The organism is Nonomuraea thailandensis (genome assembly GCF_024172165.1).
Lineage (GTDB): Bacteria > Actinomycetota > Actinomycetes > Streptosporangiales > Streptosporangiaceae > Nonomuraea > Nonomuraea thailandensis.
The window spans coordinates 37,103-59,291 of record NZ_JAMZEB010000001.1 but is presented as its reverse complement, the minus strand read 5'-3'; the positions used below and the strand labels follow the sequence as shown (position 1 = coordinate 59,291).

Genomic DNA, 22,189 nt, shown 5'->3' with positions numbered 1-22,189 from the left:
GGCGCTGAGCAATGTGAACAATTCGTCTCGACGGAAGCGCCCGGCGGATGGAATGGATGCATGGGCCTTTTCCGGCGCTCCCCTCACTCGTCCGCGCGTCCGCCCCCGAGTTGCGGCCGCCGAGCTCCATGTGGTGGCGGGCCCTTCCCGTGGCACTGCTGGTCGGCGCCACGGTCTGGGGCGACAGCACCTGGCTACTGCAGGACCTCGACAAGCTGCCCACCCTCGCCGAGCAGGTGTCAGCTCGGATCGAGGCGGTGCGGACCGCGCTGGCGGCCGGTGCCGGTGTCGGCGCCGCGGTGACGCTGCTGCTGGCCGTACGCCGCCAGCGCCACCAGGAGCTGGCCACCGCGCACACTACCCACGACGCCACCGAACGCCGCACCAGCGAGCTGTATACCAAGGCCGCCGACCAGCTCGGCAGCGACCGAGCCCCGGTCCGCTTGGCCGGCCTGTACGCCCTGGAACGCCTCGGCGAGCACACCCCGGCGCTGCAGCAACGCGTGGTCGACGTGATCTGTGCGTACCTGAGAATGCCGTTCACTGCACCGGCCAAGCAAGACCGGCACGTAAAGATCCGTGCCGCTCAGCGCGCCGCCCGAGCTGGCGCCGCCCGCCCCACCGCGGATCACGGCCGCCAACCGCACGAGGAACGGCAGGTACGCTTGACCGCCGCGCGTATCCTGGCCAACCACCTGCGCTACCAACCTCCGCCCGTCCGCCGCTGGTGGCAGCTTCGCAGAGCCAGCCCTAACGCCCGTCACTGGCCCGGCATCCGCCTCGACCTCAACGGCGCCACCCTCATCTCTCTCGACCTGCGCGGCTGCCGTGTCAGCGACGCCGGGGTCGGCAGCGCAACCTTCACCTTCCAAGCTGCGTTCGGCGGGGCGAGATTCACCGGCACCGCCTGGTTCGCTGGAGTGACCTTCACCCATGAAGCCTCCTTCAAGGGGGCTACCTTCATCGGCACCGCCTGGTTTAACCAGGCGACCTTCACCCGGGAGGCCGAATTCAACGGGGTAACCTTCACCGGCGATGCCGACTTCTTCGGCGTGACCTTCACCGGCGACGTCGGGTTCGGCGAGGCAACGTTCACCGGCGGCGCCGAGTTCAGCGAGGCGACCTTCGCCGGCCGGGCCAGCTTCAACAGCGTGAGCTTCACGGGCGACGCCAGGTTCGACGGAGCCGCGGGTTTGGAGCAAGCTGAGCTACATGGCGTGCGGGTGACATCGGCTGAGGGTGTGACCCTGAGTTGGCCACCGGAGTGGCTGGTGGAGAAATCGGCAGACGACTGGCAGACGCTGCGCCTCGCCGCCGGTGTGGAAGGGACCGGCGCGGCCGGGGGCGGGCCAGTCCCGAAGCAAGGAGATTGACATTGCTCTCATCAAGCAGTGCGACCTGTGGAAACGGCGGACGAGCGTGGTGTGCCCCGGGTTCGGTGGAGTCGCGTTCCTGGATTGTCATGCCACGGTGGGTGTGTTCTCGAACTGTATCGGGGTGAGCATGCCCAGGCTGCTGTGTCGTCGTTGCCGGTTGTGCCAGATCTCCAGGTACGCGAAGATCGCGTTGGCGAGTTCGATGCGGGTGTTCCAGCGCTGACGGTCGAGGAGTTCGACCTGCATCCGGGACCAGAACGACTCCATCATGGCGTTGTCGAAGCAGTCGCCGACGCTGCCCATCGAGGGCAGCAGGCCGGAGTCCTTGGCCCGCTGGGTGAAGGCCCAGGATCCGAATTGGACACCCTGGTCGGAGTGGATGATCGTTCCTGCGGGTGGCGTGCGGTTGTCGATGGCCATGCCTAACGCGCTGGTCACCAGGGTGGCGGTCTGGGTGGAGTCGATCGACCAGCCGACCACCCGGCGGGAGTAGGCGTCCAGCACCACGCAGCAGTACACCTTGCCCTCGCGGGTCGGGTGTTCGGTGATGTCGGTGATCCACAGCTGATTGGGGCCGGTCCGGGTGAAGGCGCGGTCGACCAGGTCGGTGGCGATCTGGTCGGGCTTGGCGCGTCGCCACTTGGGCCGGCCGCTGAGGCCTTCCAGCCCGGCCCGGCGCATGAGCAGCTCCACTGCTCCGTGGCTGACCGTGACCTGGTGGCCGAGGGTCAGTTCGGCGTGCACCCGGCGGGCGCCGTAGGTGCCGCGTGAGTCCTGGTGGATCTGCTGGATCAGGTCGGTCAGCCAGGCGTGCCGAATGGCCCGCGGCGAGGGCGGCCGGTCCTGCCAGGCGTAGTAGCCGGACACCGACACGTTCAGGACGCGGCAGGCGATCTCGACCGGGATGCCTTCGCCGGCCATCACCGCGATGGCTGCGAACCGTCTTTTGGGGGCGCCGCCTCGCGGACGAGCTCGATCGCGCGCCGGGTGGCCTGCAGTTCGGTCTCCAGCTCGGCGATGCGCCGCTTGGCAGCCGCTAGCTCGGCTTTCTCGCCGCTGGTCAGGCCCGGCTCCAGGCCGCGGTCGATGCGGTCTTGGCGTCGCCACGTGTAGATCGTCTGTGTGCTGATGTCCAGGTCATGCGCCAGCTCGGTGGCCGCGCGGCCTGCTTCGAGCAGGTCCAGTACCTTGCGCCGGAACTCCGGCGGGTAGCCCCGTCGTCCCATGCCACTTTCCTCTCATCAAGCGGCACAAGAATCCAGAAATCCACCTCCACTCAACCCCGGGCACACCAGGGCCTCCACGAAACCCGGACCGGTTCACGTGATCACACGGAACCTCTCCAGCGCTGTGCGTGCCGTAACGGCAGCCTCGGGCGGGTTGGCAAACAGCCAGGACGCGTGCCGCCAACTCGGCATCGCTGAGGCCTCACGCGCTCACGTCCCCAACCGGATGGAGCACCTTCGGCACGGCCCAGTCAGGCTGAGCTGACGCCCTCAGCCTTGAAAGGCAAGCTGTCCGCCCTCGGACCTCGCGATCTCATCTCTACGGCAGCCGAAGAACGCGGGCGTGTTCGACCTTGCTGATGCTCGCCGGGCTCGCCACCTTGTCGGAGGTGAACAGCGACATTCGGTGCTGACGTAGCTGGTCGGCGAAGGTGTGCAGGGGCCAGCCCGGCTGGGCCAGTAGGCGGGCACCGGCGAGCCGTACGGCAAGGGGCAAGCCGCTGCACACGTCGATGATGTCGGCGGCCGCGACAGGGTCGGATCGAATCCGGTCAGCCCCGATGATGTCGCTGAGCAGGTTTATCGACTCCCGCTCGGACAGCGGGCCCAGCAGGACGGTGCGGACGCTGGCTGTCTCAGCCAGGTGCGCGCGGCTGGTGAGCAGGACGGCGCAACCTGGGGTGCCGGGCAGGAGCGGGTGCGTCTGGTACATGTCGCATACATCGTCCAGCAGGACCAGGACGCGACGCCCGGCTAGGAGGGAGCGATACAGCGCGGCCCGGGCGGTGACCGTGGCGGGCAGGTAGGCGGCGGAAGCGCCGAGGGCGGGCAGCACCTCACCGAGTACCTCGCTGATGTCGCGGGGCTGGTTCGAGGTTCCGGCCATGTGCACGTAGATCTGCCCGTCGGGGAACGTGGGGCGCACCAGGTGGGCGACCTGGTGCGCCAGTGTGGACTTGCCTACCCCGGGCGGGCCCCAGATCGAGGCGATCGGCACGCCGGCGCCCGGGGCGGACAGATGCCTGCTCAGCTGTTCGATCTCGGTGGCACGTCCGGTGAAGTCGGTTACCGCCGGCGGCAGTTGGGCCAGCGGCGGCGCCGCGGACAAACCTGGCGTCGACGGCTGAGCGAGGCTCACCGCCCAAGGACCGGCCGCGGGCTCGGTCACGTCGTCAGCGGCGATCTCGTCGCGCAGCCGGCGCAGTCGTACGCCGGGTTCGACCGCGGTGTCCTGCGCCAGCAGGGTCGCGATCGTGTCGTAGCGACGCAGTGCTTCCACGCGGTAGCCAGCTCGATACAGGGCCCTCATCAGCAGGGCGTTCAGCGGCTCGGACAACGGATCCTCCGCCAGCTCCTTGCGGATCTCCGGCAGGAGCTGATGGTGCTCGCCGAGCAGCAGCCGGGACTCCAGCAGGGTCTGCTGGGTGACCTTGCGTTCCCATAGCAGTTCCTGGCGCCAGGTCGCCAGGCGGAGCGGATCGTCGGGGACGTCTGCCAGGGGCGGATCACCCCACAAGTCCAGCGCTTCTCGCAGGCAGGCCACGGCAGCCTGGTGGTTGCCCACCGCGATGTGCTCATGCCCTTGCTGAGCGAGACGGCGATACCGTTCAAGGTCGTAGGTGTCGCCGGGACGGAGTTCCAGTCGGTAGGCGTGTGTCTTGGCAGGAGGAAGGCGCCCGTTCAGCAGGCGGCGAAGCTGGGACAAGGCGGTCTTGAGCGCGTTCTCGCGCCCGACGGTATCTCCCCAGGCGGCCTCCATGAGCGTCTGCGCCGACACCTCGCCAGGCCAGGCCAGCAGCAGCGCGGCCAGCAGCGGACGCCGGGTCCGGGGGATGGAGACAGGCGCCGCATCGTGCACACTCAGAACTCCTAGGATTGAAAAGCGCATATGTCATCCCGCCCCACGTCAGCGTCGTGCGGCGGCCCCGGCGGCCATGGCGATGGAACGTCGCGCGACCAGCGCAACATATGCGAGGCCAAGGATCACCGGGGTGCGGCATGACAAAGCGATGCTCTTGTGCCCAATGCTCTTGCCGTGACAAGAGGGGCATCCGGTTTAGCGTTCCTAGATTTACGAATCAATGATCTAATGTCAACCATTTGACAAAAGATCATTCGCGTTTTTGAATCAGTGCAGAGCGCTACTCCCAGTTCCCGGACGCGGATTCGGTCGGCGGCGCACAAGGAGAGCCCATGACGGTACGCGACCAGCACACAGCCTTCGCCCCGCCGCAACTAAGCTGCCCGTTTCCGGTGAGCATCAGCCCGCACGCGGCCATGGTGCAGCACCGCACTGAGGACTGGATACGCTCGCACGATGTTCTGTCGGCCGCCCAGATGGAGTCATTTACCAAGGCCGCTTACGGCGAGTTAGCCGCCCAAGTCTATCCGTATGCACGCTTGCCGCTCCTGCAGATGTGCAGCGATTGGCTGGCCTGGCTCTTCACTATTGACGACGTCGTTTACGAAGTCGATGACCTGCATGCGGTCGCATCCATCCCAGAATGTCTCCAAATCCTGACCGGCGACTCCCTGGGCAGGACCGGGTTCGGGTACGCCCTGGCCGACATCCGCGCACGCGTCGTGGCCGTGACCACTCTCACCCAGCTGCGCCGATGGGTGAGAGCCACACGCGAATACCTTCTGGCTCAAGCATGGGAACTGGCCACCCGGGCAGGCCACCAAGCCCCCTCCCTGGAGTCCTACGTCACCATGCGCCGGCTCACCGGAGCCATGGCCACGGTCTTTGCGTTGATCGACATCGCGACCGAGGCTCCTGTTGCCGCCGAGACCTGGTCCGATCCGGCGGTACGCACCATCCGCCGACACGCCGTGGACATCGTCTGCTGGGACAACGACCTGATCAGCTGGCGCAAGGAGGCCACCGCGGCCAACAGCGTCAACAACCTCGTCGCCGTCCTGGTCGCCACCGGCCTGAGCACCCCCCAAGCGGTGCGCAGGATCGTGGACATGCGCAACCAGGCCATCGCCGCCGTCGCCGCCTTGAGCCACGACCTGATCGAACGACAGCGGGAGCCCTTGACCGCCCTGGTCCGCGGCCTGCAGGCATGGATCAGCGGTGCGCTCGCCTACAGCACGCACAGCACGCGCTACTCCGCCATTCCAGAACTGCGAGGCCCGGAGCAGGTGCACGCGAGCAGAGGCACAGATGGCCCGGACGCTTCTGATCAGCGAGCGATCAGATCAAGGACGTCAACAGCGGCAGGAGCGCCTGCCTCCCCCAGCGCGTAGCCGATCCCGTCGGTCAGGCTCAGCGACGCACCGAAGGTGAACGCGCGCTGGTAGGCCTGCTCGCCGATGAGGTTTTTGACCGCCTCGGTGCAGCGGGCGTGATCGTCGGCGAAGTAGGGGCTGCCCATCATGGGCAGCCCGTACTCGCGCCAGGAGACGTCGGCCGCGCCCTGCAGCACCGCGGCGGTGGAGGGAGGATGGCCTGCCTGGATCACCAGCTGGCTGAGGGCTTCCATGCAAAGCACGATGCCGAGCACGTCCCGGAAGTGGCGCTTGATCCGCAGGGCCGCGTGCAGGGCGTCGATGGCGTCATCGATGCGCTCGAGCGCCCGGCAGCCAATCGCCCGCACGTACAGGGCGTACGATCGCAGCCAGAGTTCCCCAGTGGCCTGGCAGTGGCGCAGGCACTCGTCGAGCAGCGGAAGCGCGGTCTGCGGCCGGCCGCGCATGATCAACGACAGGGCGAGCTCGACGACGGCAGGAAGCAGGCCCGGGTTCAGATGGCGGGGATCGCCGCGCAGATATTCCAGGGCCTGCCCGAGCTGGTGGCCCGCAAGCTCTAGATCGCCCGCCAGGAGTGCCGCGGTGCCCAGCATCTTGGTGGCGACGACGACCCCTTCCGGGTAACCGATGGCGATGGCCTCCTGGCGGCACAGCGTGGCGGCCGCCCGAGCGCGGGACAGGTCGCCCTGGGCGTTGGCCAGGTAGGCCTCCGTCCACAGCACGGCGCATCGCGTGGCCGACGGTGTCGTGTTGACCTTCAGCGCGTGCTGCAGGTGGAGCCTGCCCTCGGCCGAGAATCCGCACGCGACCCACAACCACCACAACGACGACACCAGCTCCAGGCCGGCGGCAGCCTCCTCCGGGTGAGCTAAGCTCCAGTCGACGGCGGCGCGGACGTTGGACAACTCGGCGCGCATGCGCTGAAACCAGTGCACCTGTCCGGCGCCGGACCAGGCGCCCTCTCCTTGGCGGGCCAGGTGCAGGTAGTAGTCGCGGTGGCGGCGGTGGAACGCATCGTGCTCACCTAGCTCGCGCAGCCACATCGCGCCATAGTCGCGCACGGTGTCCAGCATCTCGAAGCGGCCATCGGCGTTCTGCCGCAGGATGCTCTTGCGCACCAGCTCGCCGAGCACCTCGGCCACGGGCATAGCCAGGTACCCGTCGTCGCAGACCTCCTGGGCAGCGCCGACATCGAACCCGCCAGCGAAGACCGACAATCGGGCCCACAGCAGCCGCTCGGAGGGCACGCAAAGCCGGTGGCTCCAACCGAAGGCGGTATGGAGGGTGTGGTGCCGGTGTGTCACGTCCCGATCGGTCGTGCTCAGCGACCCGCCATGTCCAATCTGGGCCAGGAGTTCCTGGAGCGGCAAGTGGGGCAGGCTGGCCGCAGCGAGCTCCAACGCCAGCGGGATGCCGTCGAGGCGCCGGCACACCTCCTGGGCCGCAGGCATGGAGGACGGGTCCAAGTGCACCCCGGCTTGGCGGGCTCGTGCGACGAACAGTTCCAAGGCCTCTCCCCCGCCACGCTGGCCCGCCCCCGCAGTCCCCTCTGTCCGCATGGGCTCGATCGTGATCAGATGCTCGGCCTCAAGATCGAGGGGCACCCGGCTGGTGGCCAAGATGCGCACACCGGGCGCGGCGTCGAGCAGCGTCCTGGCCACGTCGGCGATCGCCGGCTGCAGATGCTCGCAGGTGTCCAGGACCAGCAGCAGGGTGCGCTGGTGTAGGTACTCGGTCAGCACGTCCCGCTCGGGGCGAGCCGAGACGTCGGCGAGGGCGAACGCCTCAATCACCGCAGAGGGCACCACCGCCGAGTTGTCCAGCGCGGAAAGCTGTACCAGCCACACGCCGTCCGGGAAGTCCTGGCGCAGCGCGTCCGCCACGTGCAATGCGATGCTGGTCTTGCCCATGCCGCCTGGGCCATGGAGGGTGACCAGCCGGGATTGCCCGATGGCGCGGGCCACGCGGGCGCAGATCTCGCTACGGCCGATGAGCTCCGGTGCCTGATGGGGGAGATTGCCCTCATGGCGATCCAGCCACCGCAACCTGGTCACCTCCCGTGCATGTCACAAAGTGACGTCCGTGGCGCGCCTAACCTGGCGTGACGTGCGTGAAGGGCCGAACGATCACACATGACGCTGGCGTGATCATCATCAAGGCGCTAGGTTGCGGATCAGGGACCATACATACGCAGGAGGAGCCGTCCGATGGCCGTACCGGTGTCGCCTGCGCGCGTCGCCGCGTGGCTGGACAATCTCATGGGCTCCGACTGGGACAGCGTGCGCGCTCTGTCGGAGGCGATCAGAGGCGACAACGGCGGCCAAGGTCCCAGCCACCAGACCCTCATGAATCTGCTGGATCCCACCCGGACGACCAGGGTGGAAGAGCACACCATCACCGCCATCGCGGGCTTCTTCCGCCAAGATCCCGTCAGCGTGGAACGCGCGCTCGGCATCGCCTTGAGCCCCACCAGCCAGGTGGTGCTGCAGGTTAACCGCATCGAGGGCCTGCGCGAACTCGCGATCCTGGCTGCGCAGCTGCCGGCCTGCCAACTCCTGGAAATTCAGGAGAAAATCCGCCAAGCGGTGGCCAACGGTCCGGTCCAGGAACCGGCCCCGCCCACAGTCATGCCTCGCGACTCTGCTTGACGCGCCATTTGACCTTCTCACCCGCACCTGAGGCAGTGGAGCAGTCTGGCCAATGCCGCGGCAACAGGTCACTGACTCTCCCTTGAGACGGGCGGAGGATTCGGCTCTTTACGGTGTCGTCAAGCCGATTCGATCGCTCATCCGCACGTTTGTCAACCCGCAGTAAACCGTGTTCACTGGTGATTCGCCGGGTTATCTGGTCCCGTCGCTGAGCCCTCGGGAGGCACTGTGGCCACATTCGCCGATCGCCTGGGGGACGCCCTGCATGCCAAGGGATGGTCCGCACAGGACCTCGTCCGTGCGGTACAGCAGGGCGGCCACCGCATGACCAAGAGCTACCTGAGCCAGCTACTGGCCGGCAACAAGGACAACCCGAACCTGGAACTGCTCAGAGCCCTGGCGCAACTCCTGGACGTGTCGGTCGGCTGGCTGGCCGGCGATGACGTTCCACGCGAGCGGCCTGCGGCCGGGCAGGGCGGCACAGACATCCTGTCGGGTGCCGAACTCGCAGCGGACTACGTCCTGCTCTCGGAGCCCTCTCGGCGCTCCATCGGCCATATGGTGCGTCTCGCCCGGCGCGCCGAGGCCCGTCCCACGCCCCGCCGCCCGCCCACACCAGCCCACCAGGACCACATCGGCGGTGGCACCCATCCGTTTCCCTTCATCCAGGTGCAGCAGCTCCATCACCTCACCGTCGAAACAGGCAACCTGCTCGGGCAGCGACTGCACACCCTGCGGACGGCAACTGCGACATCGCTCGGCGAGGCGGCGGCCGCGCTGGCCCTCACCGAGCAGGACATCATCGACCTGGAACGCGGGGACCGCGCCATCTCCGAGGCCGAACTCGGACATCTGCTCACCCTGTACGACATCAGCAGTGCCGAGCAGCGCGCCCTGATCTGCGAGGTCGCTCGCGGCGAACATACGGAGGCCTGGTGGTTGCCGACCTATTTCGCCACGACACCGCCATGGTTCGCTCCCATGCTGGCCGCCGAAGCCGACGCACGGGTGATCCGCACCTACGGCGCCGAGAGCGTGCCCCCGCTGCTGCAGACCGAGGCATACGCCCGGGCCGCTCGCCAGGCCGCTCACTACCCCGACCGCGCCCCTGAACAGGTCGAGGTCGCCGTCCGTGTGGTCATGGATCGCCAAATCGAACCGATCGAGCGTCAGTCCGCCAAGGTATGGGCGATCATCCGCGAGACCGCCCTGCTGGACATGCCTGGTGATCCCGACGTCCAGGTCGAGCAGCTCAACCACCTCATTGACCTGGCCAAGCAGGACCACATCACCCTACGGATCAATGGCCGTCACGGCGACCGCTACCAGCCCAGAGGAGGGTCGTTCACCATCCTGCAACGCCTGGGCAAGGCCAACCTCGTCTATGTCACCGGCCTGTTCGAGGACCAGCTGATCACCAAACCCGAGTTCGTCGACGAATACCTCGTCGCCCACCTTCGGCTCGACCTGTCCGCCGAACCCCGCGAGCGCACAGTCGAGCTCTTGAGCAGCATTCGCCGGCACATCGCCTCACCATGACGCGGTGGTTCCGCGCCGACCCTCGTAACCTTCGCTTCTGACCTTCCTCCCTCCCTTTCCGACCACCGTGACCGACCCTTAAGGAGCATCATGAGCCAGCCCTCGTGGGTCAAAGGCGTCGACCCCACCAAGGTCAGCGCCGCCCGGATGTACGACGCCGCCCTCGACGGCGTTAACAACCTCGCCGTCGACCGGGCAGCCGTCGCCGCCATCACGGCCATCACCCCCTACTACCTGCCCACCACCATCGAGAACCGCAACGTCCTGCAGCGCATGGTGCGCTACTTACGCGAGCAGGCGGGCATCACCCAATTCCTGGACATCGGTGCCGGCTTGCCCACCCGAGGTCAGGTACACGAGATCGCCGACGACGCCAAGGTCGTCTACGTAGACAACGACCCAGAGGTCATCGCCCACGCCCGTGCACTGATGGCCGGCACCGACCGGGTACGGATCGTTGAGGGCGACGCACGGCGGCCGGACGACATCCTGGCACACCGTGACGTCAAGGACTTCCTGGACTGGACAAGCCCGATCGGTCTGCTCCTGGTGGGCGTGCTGCACTTCATTCCTGACGACGACGGCGTCTACGACCTGGTTGAACGCCTCAAGGCGGCGCTCGGTCCCGGCAGCTACGTTGCGATCACACATGGCACCACCGACGGCTTCGATCTCGCCTGGAACACCGCGATCGCGCAGCAGTACGAGTCCGCCCAGAACCGGCCCCACATGCGGTCCTACGAGGAGATCGAACCCTTCTTCGCCAACTGCGACTTGGTACCCCCCGGACTGGTAAACGGCGTGCGCTGGCGACCCGACGGCGACACGCCTCCACCCGAGCACATCGGCATCTACGGCGGCATCGGCCGGATCCAGCCCGGCCAAAGGTAGGAGCTGCAGCCGCCACCACGCACCGCCAGCGCACCTCGGGCCGGCCGCGATACGGCCGGCCCGACCCGGCACCTTCAGGCATAGGAGAGAATGACGCGATGGCCAGCTACAACCCCAACGACCCGGCGTTACAAGCCGACCCGTTCGCGGCCTACCAGTGGCTCCGTGATGAACAGCCCCTCTACCGCAACGACAAGCTCGGCTTCTGGGCGATCTCCCGGCACGCCGACGTGGCGACCGCCTGGCGCGACAACGCCACGTTCTCCTCCGACCACGGCCCCGCTCTGGAGCAATGGGGACCCGACGCCGCCCAGACCATGGGGTTCGTCGCCCTGGACCCTCCCCTGCACACGCTCAGGCGCAGGCAGATCTCGCAAGGCTTCACCCCCTCCCGTGTCCGCCGCCTGGAACCGCGCATCCGCGAGCTCACCCGGGCCTACCTTCACCCCCTGCTGGAGCACGGCTCGTTCGACTTCGTCGACTTCGCCACCGCGATCCCCGTCGACGTCATCTCCGAACTCATCGGCGTCCCGCCCCAGGACCGGTCCCTGCTGCGGCGGCTGAGCCAGCAGATCATGACGCGCGACGACCTTGACGGCCACCTCACATCCGCGGTGAAGGAGGCCAACGCCGAGTTGGCCGGTTACTACGCCAGCCTGCTCACCGAACGGCGTCGGCACCCCCATGAGGACCTGATCACCTCCCTACTGCACGCCGACGTCGACGGCGAACGGCTGGCCGATCGCGACGTCATCGCGACCCTGATGCTGCTCGGCGTGGCCGGCAACGAGACCACCACCAAGCTGATCAGCACCGCCTGGCGCTGCGCCTGGCAACACCCCGACCAGCGCGAGCGAGTCTGGTCCGGCGACATCGACGCCGGCGCATGGGTGGAGGAGACCCTGCGCTACGAAGGACCCTCGCAATACACCGCACGACGTCTCACCCGCCCGGTCGAGCTTCACGGCATCACCGTCCCCGCCGATGCGTGCATCCTCCTGGTCATCGCCGCGGCCAACCGCGACGAGCGAGCCTTTCCTGACGCCGGCCGCTACGACATGACCAGGGACACCAGCAGAACCCTGGCCTTCGGCCTGGGCCAGCATTTCTGCTTGGGGGCTTCGCTGGCCCGGCTGGAGGCCACGATCGTCCTGCAAGAGCTGATGAAGACCGTCGAGGCCGACTACGACGTGGATGTGGCCTCAGCGTCCTGGGCAGCCAGTCCCAACGTGCGCGGCCACGCACACCTCCCCACGATGGTCAAACGTCGGCGAACCACCTGAGGGACCGCGCGGCCCGCGCTCTCACCCGTCAAGTCTCAGGTACAGGGGAAGCGGATCTGATCTCGCCATCCTGCACGGCGCCGGTGACTGGCCGCCGCGTCACAGGGCGCCTCCCGGAGGGATGACGTGACAGCAACCTGATCACAACCCCATCAACACCACCGTGCTCTACGGTGCCCGGCATGATTCGCTATGGTCCGTCCACGTGTGGCCTCTCTGCCTTACCTTCGCGCGGCCAGCACATCCTTCTGACAGGCAGGAGGGCTTCATGAAGCCCAGCCTTGCCGACCACGCTGCGGCTACCTCACCTTCCGCGTATACGACCCTTGTTCGGCGCCTGCCCTCCAGTGGCCCAGGAGCGCCTCCCCATACGCTGTGGAGCGTCTCTCCGCTGGCGCCGGCTCATCTGGGCCTGGACAAGGTCGTCCTTCACCAGGCATGGCTCATCGAAGCCGGAGCGGACCACATCGTGCTCCTGGCCGACCTGCACGCCGCCCTGCGCGGCGGCGTCGCCCCTTCCGCCACGGAGCGGCAGGCCGACTGCTATGAGCACTATCTGACGCACATCTGCATGCTCCCCGCCACCATCGTGCGGGGCAGCGCGTTCCAGCGCTCCCCCACCTACCAGCTTCAGCTGGCTGGGCTCTTGGACGACAGCACCGGAACGAACGCCGGCAGCGACCCCCATACCAGAGCGGCCGCCATGAATGTCCTCGACCCCCGATTCCTCGGCATCGACGCCGTCGTAGTCGACCAGACGGCCCTCCTGCCCGGCTCCGTCGGCGGGCACCAGAGCAGCGGCCGGCCCACCCCGATCTACGCCCCGCCGCTGTACAGCACCACCGGCCGCCCCCTGCGGGAGAGCACGCCAGACACCCGGATCACCATCCATGACAGCCACCACGAACTCGTCAGAAGGATCAAACAGATGTACGCGCCGCCGGGCGACCACACGCTGGCCCAGGGCAGCGTCAACGCCGTCCTGGAGTACTTCCGCTGGTCGGTGTTCCCGTGGGTCGACGACGCCGTGCCCGTGCACCTGACCGGCGGCGGCTACGGCTTCTTCACCTCGTACGAAGACCTGGAAGCGGCCTACGCGGCTGGCCGGATCCAACCGAGCGACGCGAAGACCGCACTGCTGCTCATGGTGTCGGCCCGGCTGCAGACGATCCAGGCCCACCTGCCCGGCCCTTAAGGCATGGCCTGGTGACACCAAGGACGGAGCAGGAGCAGACCAGCCAGGCCCCTGCCGAGGGGCGGACAACGCAGCAACGTCCACCGGCACGGGCTGCTGGGCCCATTGCTGACCAGGGGAATGTCGAGCGCGGGAGCCATGGCCCGCCCTTCTCAGCCGGAGGCCGCATGGTCGAGGATGCCTTGCACCTGACTCAGCATCTGCTCACGCCCTCCCCTTCCCCCACAGGGCTGAACACCCAGGGACTGGCCGACTTTCTTCGCGGCTTCTTCGGCCCGCTGTTCCTGGTCACCGTCTCGGTGGTGGCGCTGTTCTTCCTGTTCACCCGTGAAATCACGCGGTTCGTGCAGTTCGTGGCTGTGGCCATCGCCATCGGGGTGATCTTCTATGTGCCGAACATCATCGAGATTCTCGCCAGGGGCATCGCCGGCGCCTTGGGGCTGACATGACCCATGCCCCGCGAGCATCTTCCAGCGCGCTGTGCCGACGCCCGGGAGGTCTATCGGAACAGGCGGGGTCACGACTGCCCTCGCCCATCTCGGCGCTGCCGAGGACCTGGCACACAACCATGGCCACGCAAGGCTCCAGCCGCCGATCGGCTGCATGGGGCTCGACATCCTGGCCGAACCGGGGATGACGCTCGACGTGCTGGCTTGCCCCGCATGTGTCATCAGAGGTACAGCCGTCCGGGCCGGTGAGGCTGCTTCCTTGGCTGCCGCGATCAAATACGTGACTTCGAGTGACGGAGTGCTGATCCCATGGGACTGCGAGCAACCATACGAATCGCCTGCGCGGCTCCTCGCAATCTGATTGTTTGTGCGCTACGGTCTCGATCATCCGTGATGGGAGGGGATGGCGATGGCACAGCTCAGCAAGGGACAACGGGATACGTCGACGTTCGCGGTGCCGTCCGAGCTGAGGGGGCGCATCGAGGATGCTGGGAAGCGCCATGGCTACACTCAGTCCGGCGTCTATCTGGCCGACCTCATCAGTGCCTTGCATCCGGAGCAGCGCAAGGATCCAGATCTCGCCGCGTCCGTCGAGTCGGCGATTCCGATGCTGCTGGGATCGGCACGGGTGCCAGGGTCCAGCGGCAGGCACGTGTTCACGTTCCGTACTCCGATGGGTGTGAAGCCCCGCATCAAATCCGCGTACAAGTCCTACGGCTTTTCCCGTATGACGGCCTACCTCGTGACTTTGATGAGCGCTTTGCATCCCGAGCAGCGAGAAGACGGTCACAGCGACAAGGCTCACGGCAGCCAGGGGCTGACGCCCGAGGCCGCTCACTCACTCGTCAGCGTCTTGCTGGGCGGCGGCGTCGACACGTCGGTAGCGACGGTGCGATCCGCTTACCAGCAGCAGGCGTTGCTGGACGCGTACGACGCCGAACGTCCTCGGCGGACCGCCGCTTAGATTCGCCGGTACTCCGGCGAGAGGAGGCTTTAAGACACCGACGTAAGCCGCGCCCGCATCGGCGCACCTGCACAAATGCAGAGAGCCCTCGCGCTAACTGGCCTGGAAAACCTTGCGCGAGAGCCCTCTCTACAAACAGACGACCGGCCCGGCTCGTGTCGGCTTCGGCTTTCGCGTGCCTGGCCGGTGTCCAGAAGTCTCGGAGACCAAGATAGACGAGGATCCCCGGGTCGGCCAAGTCGTGCACGCAATCGGCGTGTTCGGCGTGTCGCCGTCCAACATGATCTTTTCCGCTTGGGCATGCCCTAAACCGGACACTCGCCGACCCGTGCGGGCGGTCGCGCCACCGTGCCCAGTCACCCATGCGCACCTCGCCTGGGCCTGGCACGCCCGTTCCGCATGGCGGAGTGGCATCTGCGGGCCGGTGGCACCCGGGTTCGCCGCCTTCGACAGGCAGGCTCGCGTCCAGCGCTCTTCCCGCCGCAAGATGACCGTGCGGGGGCTGAATCCGGCGGAGCCGTCCGCGCCGCTCCGCTTGCCGGCCGCGCGGTTGCACAAGCTCGCCATCGCCCCACCGCGATCGGCGCATCCGCTGCAAGCGATCCGGGAGGCGCCCCCGGCCTAAGCCTTCTGCCGCCGCCCGGAGGCGATGTACCCGGGCCCACCTAACGCCATAGCGCACCCAAGGTGCCGGCCACCGCTCCAAGCGTCACGCCAGCACCTGTGTTTGGTGCACCCGAAAACGCAGCGGAGCACACCATGAGCCATGCGCTCTCTTCAGCGCGCCCAAAACCAGGAACACTCAGGCGAGCGACGAATACACTCGATGGAGCCATCATCGTTGTCGATCTGACCAGCGCCCGGTCGAGGCACGATCACGGCCGGGTGGCAGGATGACCGGCTCCTCCCCCGCCGTGTGCCGGCCGCTCGACGAACTTCCCGACGGCACGGTCAAGATCCCGCTCAACCTGCCGCACGGCGCCGTCTGGCCCGTCGTGGCGCAGATCGCCGCGCTGTCACAACGACGGGCCGGCTGCACGGCGAGCATCACGTTCCTGGCCGACCGGCTCGGCATGCACCCTTCGACGATCTACGAGGCGCTGAAGGCCGCCGACGAGTGGATCATCACTGACGCCAGCGCCAGGATCACCCGCCGGTACCTCGCGCCGATCCCGGACGACGGGGCATGGGCGCGCATCTCCTATCGTGCCGCGGCAGGTGTCGGCTGTTACTCCGTTGATGGCCAATGGACACCCCGGCGGAACCGATCAGCGCTTTTGCAGCTCTACTGCCGGCTACGCCGTGATGAGGCCGTGGGCAGGGTCCGCAGTCAGTCCGAGCTGGCGGCGGACTGCCAGGTGACCGACCGGACGGTGCGGGCCATGCTGGCTGTCCTCGAAGGCGACGGGTGGATCTCCGGCCACCGTGCCGGCCGCATGATCGCATACCGGACGCATGATGCCCCACTGCATGTCGTCCAAGCGAACCTGGCTTCTGGAAAGGACGCACCTGCCGAGCCGGTCGATCTGGCCGGGCAGGATCCGGCGGTGAAGCGACCTCGGAACCTGAGCCGAAATGATCTAGGAAAGCCAGTCGAATCGATCTCGGAAACTGATCCTGTACAGAAGCGCGATGACCAAGCAGGAGGTGAGAAGCGTGATTGTTCTCCTCTCGCCGTAGGCGAAGTACAGCACCGTAGCGACGACGCTGCGTCCGCGCTGCCGCGCGAGAGGCAGACCAGCAACATCTCCCGGCCGGTGTCGCCGCCTCGAGGAGGCGCGCTGAGCGTCATGACCGCCATCCCCCTGTCTTGGCAGCTGCGCATGAGCGATCAGGACCGTGAACGTGTGGAGGCGGCCGTGTACAGGGAAATGAGGCGAGGGCGTACGGCGGAACAGATGAGCGCCCGCGTTCGACGGCGGCTGACGGCGTGGTACGGCGTCCTGCCACGCCGCGCGGTCGCTGCTGCGCTGACCGTCGTCGAGCGCGGCTATCGCTGTCCGCGACCTGAGTGCGAGGACCATCTGCTGCCGTCGGGACATCCATGCTCGGCCTGCCAGGAGATCGGCGCACAGGCGAACCGGCATCGGCGTGAAGGACTCGACGCAGGTGAGCGCACCGCCACAGGGGCCAGGCGAACAGTGACCGACCCGTGCGTCACTCCCCCCGACCGGCGGCCGCGCGTAGATCTTCAACGACGCCATGTGCAGAAGGCGAACCGGGTCGACGCCGATGGCCCGGACGGGCCGGCCGCGCGTGCCCGGGCCCTGCTCCTGGCCACGTGTCCGCGCACCGCCGCGACCATGCGGGCCGCAGCCGCACGCAAGGGTCAGATCCTGCCGGAACCGGTGTGATCATGGACCCGGCGCATCACCGATGGCAGGCTCTGGCACGCGTCAGGCACGGGATGGGCTGGGAGCCGGGCGACAGTGCGGTGGCGGTCCGCGGGCTGAACTTTGACGAGGGGCCCGCGCACCTGGGCTTCGGGATCGATCTCCACGTCAATAACCGGGAGGCGCCCGTCCTCTGGGACTGTACCAGCGGGATGGGCGGCACCAAGGGAGGCGGCGATCAAGCAGGCCGTCGATGTGGGCAGCGACGGCCGGGGCCGCCTTCGTGGAGCTGCTCTACCAGTGGGGCGAACTCGCCGACAAGGTCGTGCTCTTCCGCGCCGAGAGGCAGACCTGTCCTCCGCCCTCGCCCAGCTCCAGGCGCACCTCTCCAGCACTGCGGCCAGTCCCCCGTGCGATGTCCAGACGATGATCGTGGATTCAATATCCGCCATGGTCACTCAGGGTCCGCCCGCCACGGTGGGACGAAAGGCACACCTACTACCAAGTCCTGTCCTTCGGCAATGGGCTGCCGAGCGGGGAGCCTGCCGATGCCGCCTGGTACGGCGGGCCGAAGCCGTGACCTCCGCTGCGCACCAGCGATCGTCGAGCAGTTGGAGACGTGGGCGAAGGCCGACGCCGTCGACGGGTCCTTCCCCCTGATGGCTGCCTTCGCGGATGACGCGTGCATCGGTGCCTCGGCCACCGTCTCCTTCGACGTGACGGTCCCCGGCGGAGGCACTTACACCTTTCCTCGGTCTGCCACTTCCTAGACGAAGTCGACCGCGAAAGTGTTGAATCACTAGTCAAGGCACTTCTTGATCTTGCCGCGCACGTGTGCCCCCGATGCCAGTTGGCTCCTTGGGCCGAGCGGCTCCGGGCGGCGATCTGTTGATGCCGCCCCTGTGCAAGTCGAAGTGCGCGACATCCAGGGCCAGGACCTCCTCCGTCCGAGCGCACTGTCGTTGAACAGCCGAAATGGGGCGCTCATGACGGCAACGCGAGCGGCTGCCCAAAATTCGCGGATCATGGCGGTTATGGCTGCGGCTCTCCGTCAAGGCTGTGCCTGCCGTTCCTGCTGATCGAAACCGTGGGACACCACACGTATCCGACGCCGACGTGTGGACAAGCGCAAACTTCCAGCTCTCAGGGGTTCTCTTGGCAGGGTGGCGAGTCCCTTCGCGTGGCCGCGCGGTCATGCACGGAGCCGCTGCATCCGCTGGACGGCGCACTGACGAGGAAGAAGGAGCGGATCACGGCCGGGGAGCGAATTCGGCGTGAGCCCATGGTGCTGCGGGGCCTGTCGGTCAAGGGCTTGGGCGGCGGCAAGCCGGTCTTCGAGCGGGGCAGCACTTACGGGGCTACCTGTACATCCTCAATGTCCCTCAGTTGATGGGCCTCTGGACGTCCGTGGCCGCCGTGCTCGGTAAGCGCATCGCACCCGCCAAGCTGGTGAAGCCAACTGCGGCTCCGCACGATGTTGGGAAGCGGGGTCGCTGTCTGGATCGGGGCTGGGCGGGGAGCGCCTTGCGCCGCTGCCCTTGTAGATGACGCTTGCTCGACGTTCCGCTTCCCCGGTCCCACAGGGTACGGCGGCGTGAGAGGAGGGGTCATGTCCCGCGGAGTGCTGTAGTTCGGCTCTCCGTGGGGCTCTGCTGGGTTGACCATGCCGTCGTGGGTTCGGTGTGCGCTACCTGCTCCTGGCCGGCGCTGGGGACCGTGATGAGGGCCATGGAGCTTTCGAGCAGGTAGCGGCGGTCGATCTGCCATTTGTCGTGGGCTTAGACAGTGACTCAATTGGTGAGTCGGCGGTAGCAGATGAGGGCTGCAGCGATAGCGACGAAGGATGCGAAGTGGTCGGCCCGGCGTTCGTAGCGCCGGTGTAACCGGCGGCAGCCGGCCAGCCACGAGACCGTCCTTTCCACGACCCAGCGGTGGCGTCCCAGCCGCTGGCTGGATTCGATCCCGCGACGGGCGATACGCGGGACGATGCCCCGGCCGCGCAGGAAGGCCCGCAGGCGGGGATAGTCGTAGCCCTTGTCGCCGTGGAGCCTGCCCGGCCGGCGGCGTCGTGGTCCGCGGCGGGAGCGAATGGGCGGGATGCTGCGCACCAGCGGTTCCAGCGCGACACTGTCGTGGAGGTTGGCGGCGCTGATCGCGACAGCGATGGGCAGACCCGTTCGTTCGGTGATGAGGTGGATCTTCGACCCTTTCTTGCCGCGATCGAGCCGATTCGGGCCTGTCAGGTCCCCCCTTTCATCGCCCGGACGCTCACGGAGTCGATCGCGCACCGCGACCAGTCCAGCTCTCCTCGCGCGCCGAGCTCGTCCAGCAGGACCCGGTACAGCTTGGCCCACACGCGCGCAGCGCTCCACTCGGTGAAGCGCCGATGCACCGTCTGCCAGGACGCGCCGAACACCGGCGGCAACTGCCGCCAGGCGCATCCCGTGGTCGCCACGTACACGATCGCCGCCAGGATCACTCGATCGTCGACCCGCCGCCGTCCGCCACCCTGCGGCCGCGTCGGCGCCGGCGGCACCACCCGCAGGAACAACTCCCACAACTCGTCAGGCACCAGCCGTTGAAGGAACGCATCCACGAATGAACTAACGATCAATCCCCAAATGAGTCACGGTCTTAGACCACGACGGCGCCGGCCAGGCGCAGCAGGGCGTCAGGATGGCGAAAGACGCCGACGACGTCGGTGCGGCGTTTGACCTCCTTGTTCAGCCGCTCCAGCGGTTGGTCGACCAGATCTTCTTCCAGTGCGCGGGCGGGAACGCGGCGAAGGCCAGGATGTCGTCGGCAGCCTCATGCAGCACGGTCTCGACCTTGGGGAACTAACGGCCGAGCATGTCGGCGATCACATCCAGCTGGTCGCTGACCATGTCAGGAGCGTGCGGCTCGCTAGGCGCTCAGGGACGACTTCAATACGCCCAGCGGGTATCAGACAGGTCCGAGAGGTAATGGCGCCGGGAGGTCATCGCCCTCGGATTTGTCCGAACTCGGGTCGGGGACGCCGCTGGGGCCTACCATCACCGCACGAGGTTCACTAGGTAGTGCGTGCCGCGCCCCGTCTGATATTGGATCATTCCGTTCTTCGTCTCGAGGGTCGACGTGGACTTGTGGCCGCGATGCTCCGGCTTTCGGAACAGCAGGCCGGTGCTTCCGGTGGCGAGGTCGTGCACGGCGGTGGCCAGTTTGCCCGACCGGTCGTGTTGGCGAAGCAGAACGTAACGGCCCGCGTAAAGGTTGCTTCTGCTTCGCCCATGGCCAGGTAGGACGCGAAAGTCGGTGCCGTCCCGCCGCCACGCCTCCATACCCCTGAGGCACCACGTCACCCCGCACTCGTCCCATGACGTGCGGCCTGCGGGGGCGGTGGCGTCCCTGATCTCTCCGGTGAGCACGTTCTTCAAGCGCTCCATCGGGCGAGGGATGGGAGGACCGTTCAAGCGGGCATCGCGCGGCGAGCCCGCCCAGGGCCACTCGACCAGGTAGAGGCCCCTCGTGCCGCTCATCAGAGTCGGCTTGCCGCCCTTCAGCGGGAGCCGGTAGACGCCGCCGTCCCCCGGAGACCACACCACGGCGTCATCCGCGATGGCCAGGCCGCCGGCTCCGACGGCTTCATGGTAGCTGCTCATCCTGCCGTCAACCGAGGCGAGGCGCCTCGGGACTCCGCCAGTGACGGGTACGACCCAGATCTCCGCCTTGCGGTTGCCGACGGCCCACCAGGCGAGATAGCCGTCGCCGAAGGCCAGGGAAAGGCCCGTGAACCCGTTCGGTGGCACGATATTGGTGAATCTGCGACTGCCTATGTCGTACGACCAGACGCTGTCGAGCCGCTTCCTATCGATCCCGTGTCCCACCACGACCCGGCTGGAGGCGAACAACTGAGGAACGAACGCCTGGCCTCCCGGTACCGTGCCGGGGATCTCGTGGACTGCGTTCGGCCACACCTGCTCCACCGGCGACGCGAAGGGGCTGACGCTGGGCGTGGGACGTACGGCCGGGGCCGGTGGAGCGACTGAGCGGGTGAGCACGAAGGTGATCGCCATCACGACCGCGATGGCGGCCGCAACCGCTGAGGGCGCCCACCAGCGGGCGGCCCGTGAACGCGGGCGTGGCAGAGGCAGGGCGCGCGTCCGCCCGTCGTCACGTACGATCCCGGCGCCGGCGGCCAGCGCGTCCCTGAGCCGGTCCTCGATGCCGGTCATGCCTTGCCTCCCAGCTCGCGTTCGAGTCGGTCCAGGGCCCTGGCTGCGGTGGACCGTACGGTGCTCTGCCTGATCCGCGTCGCCCGCGCGATATCGGCGTCGGACAGGTCGAGGTAGTAGCGCAGGACGAGCACCTCGCGCTGGCGCCTGGGCAGCCGGCTCAGCGCGGTCAGCATCTCCTGCCGCGACTCCCCGAGCAGTGCGGCCGTCTCCGGGGAGTCGACAGACTCGTTCGCACGTCCGGGGGACGCCGCCTTGGTGGCTGCCACGCCGCGCCGCCGCAGGACCGAGCGGGAGGCGTTCAGCACGCTGACGCGCACGTACGACAGGGTCAGCACGCCGGAGGCTTTGCCATGCAGCCTGGAGAAGACGTCCTGGACGACGTCCTCGGCGGCCTCCCGGTCGCCGACGAGAAGCACGGCCAGGCGCACCAGGGCGAGCCAGTGCTCGCGGTACAAGTCCGCCAGAACCGTTTCGCCGTCCGGCGGCGCGGGCGCGCGGGCGGCTGTCTCACTGTTCATGACCTAAGAACGCGTACCGCCCCCGATCCGCTGCTTCCACGCTCAACGTCACCTGCCGGATGGCAACGGCCAGGGGGAGCACGCGCGACGGCGCGTCCTGCCTTTGATCGTGCTGGTCGATCAGCCCATGCCGAGGCCGAACTCGGCGGCTTCCCCTGGAGTGGATGAGCCCCGAGGAGATCGAGCGGCGTGCGCACCCGTGGCATCAGGAGGTCGAACTCGGGCTGTGTCACTGTCGTATCCGTGCAGCTCACCACGATCGAGTCTCCACGACCCTCTACCAGCTGTTGAAGGTGTA

General features: G+C 67.5%; 16 protein-coding genes and 2 pseudogenes. 11 read left to right on the top strand and 7 right to left on the bottom strand.

All coding sequences use genetic code 11. From position 1 onward, the window contains the following. Positions 1-149 precede the first annotated feature (149 nt). The gene (locus tag HD597_RS00260) at positions 150-1,373 is read left to right on the top strand and encodes a pentapeptide repeat-containing protein (protein WP_253739406.1); all 1,224 of its coding nucleotides are present in this window, start codon (positions 150-152) and stop codon (positions 1,371-1,373) included. Positions 1,374-1,460: 87 nt separating this feature from the next. On the opposite strand, the pseudogene HD597_RS00255 reads toward HD597_RS00260, so the two are convergent. After that, a pseudogene (locus tag HD597_RS00255) lies at positions 1,461-2,602 on the bottom strand (IS3 family transposase). Between the two features lie 319 nt (positions 2,603-2,921). After that, positions 2,922-4,460, bottom strand: a complete 1,539-nt coding sequence (locus HD597_RS00245) for an AfsR/SARP family transcriptional regulator (protein WP_253739403.1) — start codon at positions 4,458-4,460, stop codon at positions 2,922-2,924. A gap of 335 nt (positions 4,461-4,795) precedes the next feature. Here HD597_RS00245 and HD597_RS00240 point away from each other — a divergent pair, with 335 nt between their 5' ends. After that, positions 4,796-5,854, top strand: coding sequence for a terpene synthase family protein (locus HD597_RS00240; RefSeq protein ID WP_253739402.1), 1,059 nt, complete (start codon positions 4,796-4,798; stop codon positions 5,852-5,854). Here the strand turns inward: HD597_RS00240 and HD597_RS00235 are convergent. Beyond that, a complete protein-coding gene (locus HD597_RS00235; protein ID WP_253739400.1) occupies positions 5,791-7,902 on the bottom strand; it encodes an ATP-binding protein in 2,112 nt (703 codons plus the stop codon). The genes HD597_RS00240 and HD597_RS00235 overlap by 64 nt on opposite strands. Positions 7,903-8,064: 162 nt before the next feature. Between HD597_RS00235 and HD597_RS00230 the strand changes: the two genes are divergently transcribed. The 9 genes from HD597_RS00230 to HD597_RS00190 all read left to right on the top strand — a co-directional run bounded on the left by HD597_RS00230 (position 8,065) and on the right by HD597_RS00190 (position 17,589). Continuing rightward, positions 8,065-8,505, top strand: coding sequence for a hypothetical protein (locus HD597_RS00230; protein ID WP_253739399.1), 441 nt, complete (start codon positions 8,065-8,067; stop codon positions 8,503-8,505). 228 nt (positions 8,506-8,733) lie between these two features. Further along, positions 8,734-10,044 (top strand): DUF5753 domain-containing protein, encoded by a 1,311-nt coding sequence (locus tag HD597_RS00225; protein WP_253739397.1) that lies wholly within the window; start codon positions 8,734-8,736, stop codon positions 10,042-10,044. A 90-nt stretch (positions 10,045-10,134) separates the two neighbouring features. Further along, positions 10,135-10,935 (top strand): SAM-dependent methyltransferase, encoded by an 801-nt coding sequence (locus HD597_RS00220; protein WP_253739395.1) that lies wholly within the window; start codon positions 10,135-10,137, stop codon positions 10,933-10,935. 98 nt (positions 10,936-11,033) lie between these two features. Next, the gene (locus HD597_RS00215; RefSeq protein WP_253739393.1) at positions 11,034-12,218 is read left to right on the top strand and encodes a cytochrome P450; all 1,185 of its coding nucleotides are present in this window, start codon (positions 11,034-11,036) and stop codon (positions 12,216-12,218) included. 469 nt (positions 12,219-12,687) lie between these two features. Then, positions 12,688-13,413, top strand: a complete 726-nt coding sequence (locus HD597_RS00210) for a nucleotidyl transferase family protein (RefSeq protein WP_253739391.1) — start codon at positions 12,688-12,690, stop codon at positions 13,411-13,413. Positions 13,414-13,580: 167 nt separating this feature from the next. Beyond that, on the top strand, positions 13,581-13,862 hold the full coding sequence (locus HD597_RS00205; RefSeq protein ID WP_253739389.1) for a hypothetical protein: 282 nt from the start codon (positions 13,581-13,583) through the stop codon (positions 13,860-13,862). A gap of 409 nt (positions 13,863-14,271) precedes the next feature. Beyond that, a complete protein-coding gene (locus HD597_RS00200; protein ID WP_253739387.1) occupies positions 14,272-14,826 on the top strand; it encodes a hypothetical protein in 555 nt (184 codons plus the stop codon). A gap of 893 nt (positions 14,827-15,719) precedes the next feature. Then, positions 15,720-17,180 carry a hypothetical protein gene (locus HD597_RS00195; RefSeq protein WP_253739385.1) on the top strand — a complete coding sequence of 487 codons (1,461 nt, stop codon included), beginning with the start codon at positions 15,720-15,722 and terminating at the stop codon, positions 17,178-17,180. Between the two features lie 232 nt (positions 17,181-17,412). Continuing rightward, complete coding sequence (locus HD597_RS00190; RefSeq protein WP_253739383.1) at positions 17,413-17,589, top strand: hypothetical protein; 177 nt, start codon at positions 17,413-17,415, stop codon at positions 17,587-17,589. A gap of 1,360 nt (positions 17,590-18,949) precedes the next feature. Here the strand turns inward: HD597_RS00190 and HD597_RS00185 are convergent. From HD597_RS00185 to HD597_RS00170, 4 genes and pseudogenes are all read right to left on the bottom strand, one after another. Continuing rightward, a protein-coding gene (locus tag HD597_RS00185; protein WP_372513316.1) for an IS5 family transposase occupies positions 18,950-19,755 on the bottom strand; the annotation gives its coding sequence in 2 pieces (ribosomal slippage) (positions 18,950-19,410 and positions 19,410-19,755; 807 coding nt in all). A gap of 44 nt (positions 19,756-19,799) precedes the next feature. Further along, positions 19,800-19,996, bottom strand: a pseudogene (locus HD597_RS00180) (transposase); the annotation flags it as partial. A 195-nt stretch (positions 19,997-20,191) separates the two neighbouring features. Continuing rightward, positions 20,192-21,370, bottom strand: a complete 1,179-nt coding sequence (locus tag HD597_RS00175) for a hypothetical protein (RefSeq protein WP_253739381.1) — start codon at positions 21,368-21,370, stop codon at positions 20,192-20,194. Continuing rightward, entirely contained in the window at positions 21,367-21,891 is a 525-nt protein-coding gene (locus HD597_RS00170; RefSeq protein WP_253739379.1) for an RNA polymerase sigma factor, read from the bottom strand. Before HD597_RS00170 ends, HD597_RS00175 begins: the two co-directional genes overlap by 4 nt. Positions 21,892-22,189 lie beyond the last annotated feature (298 nt).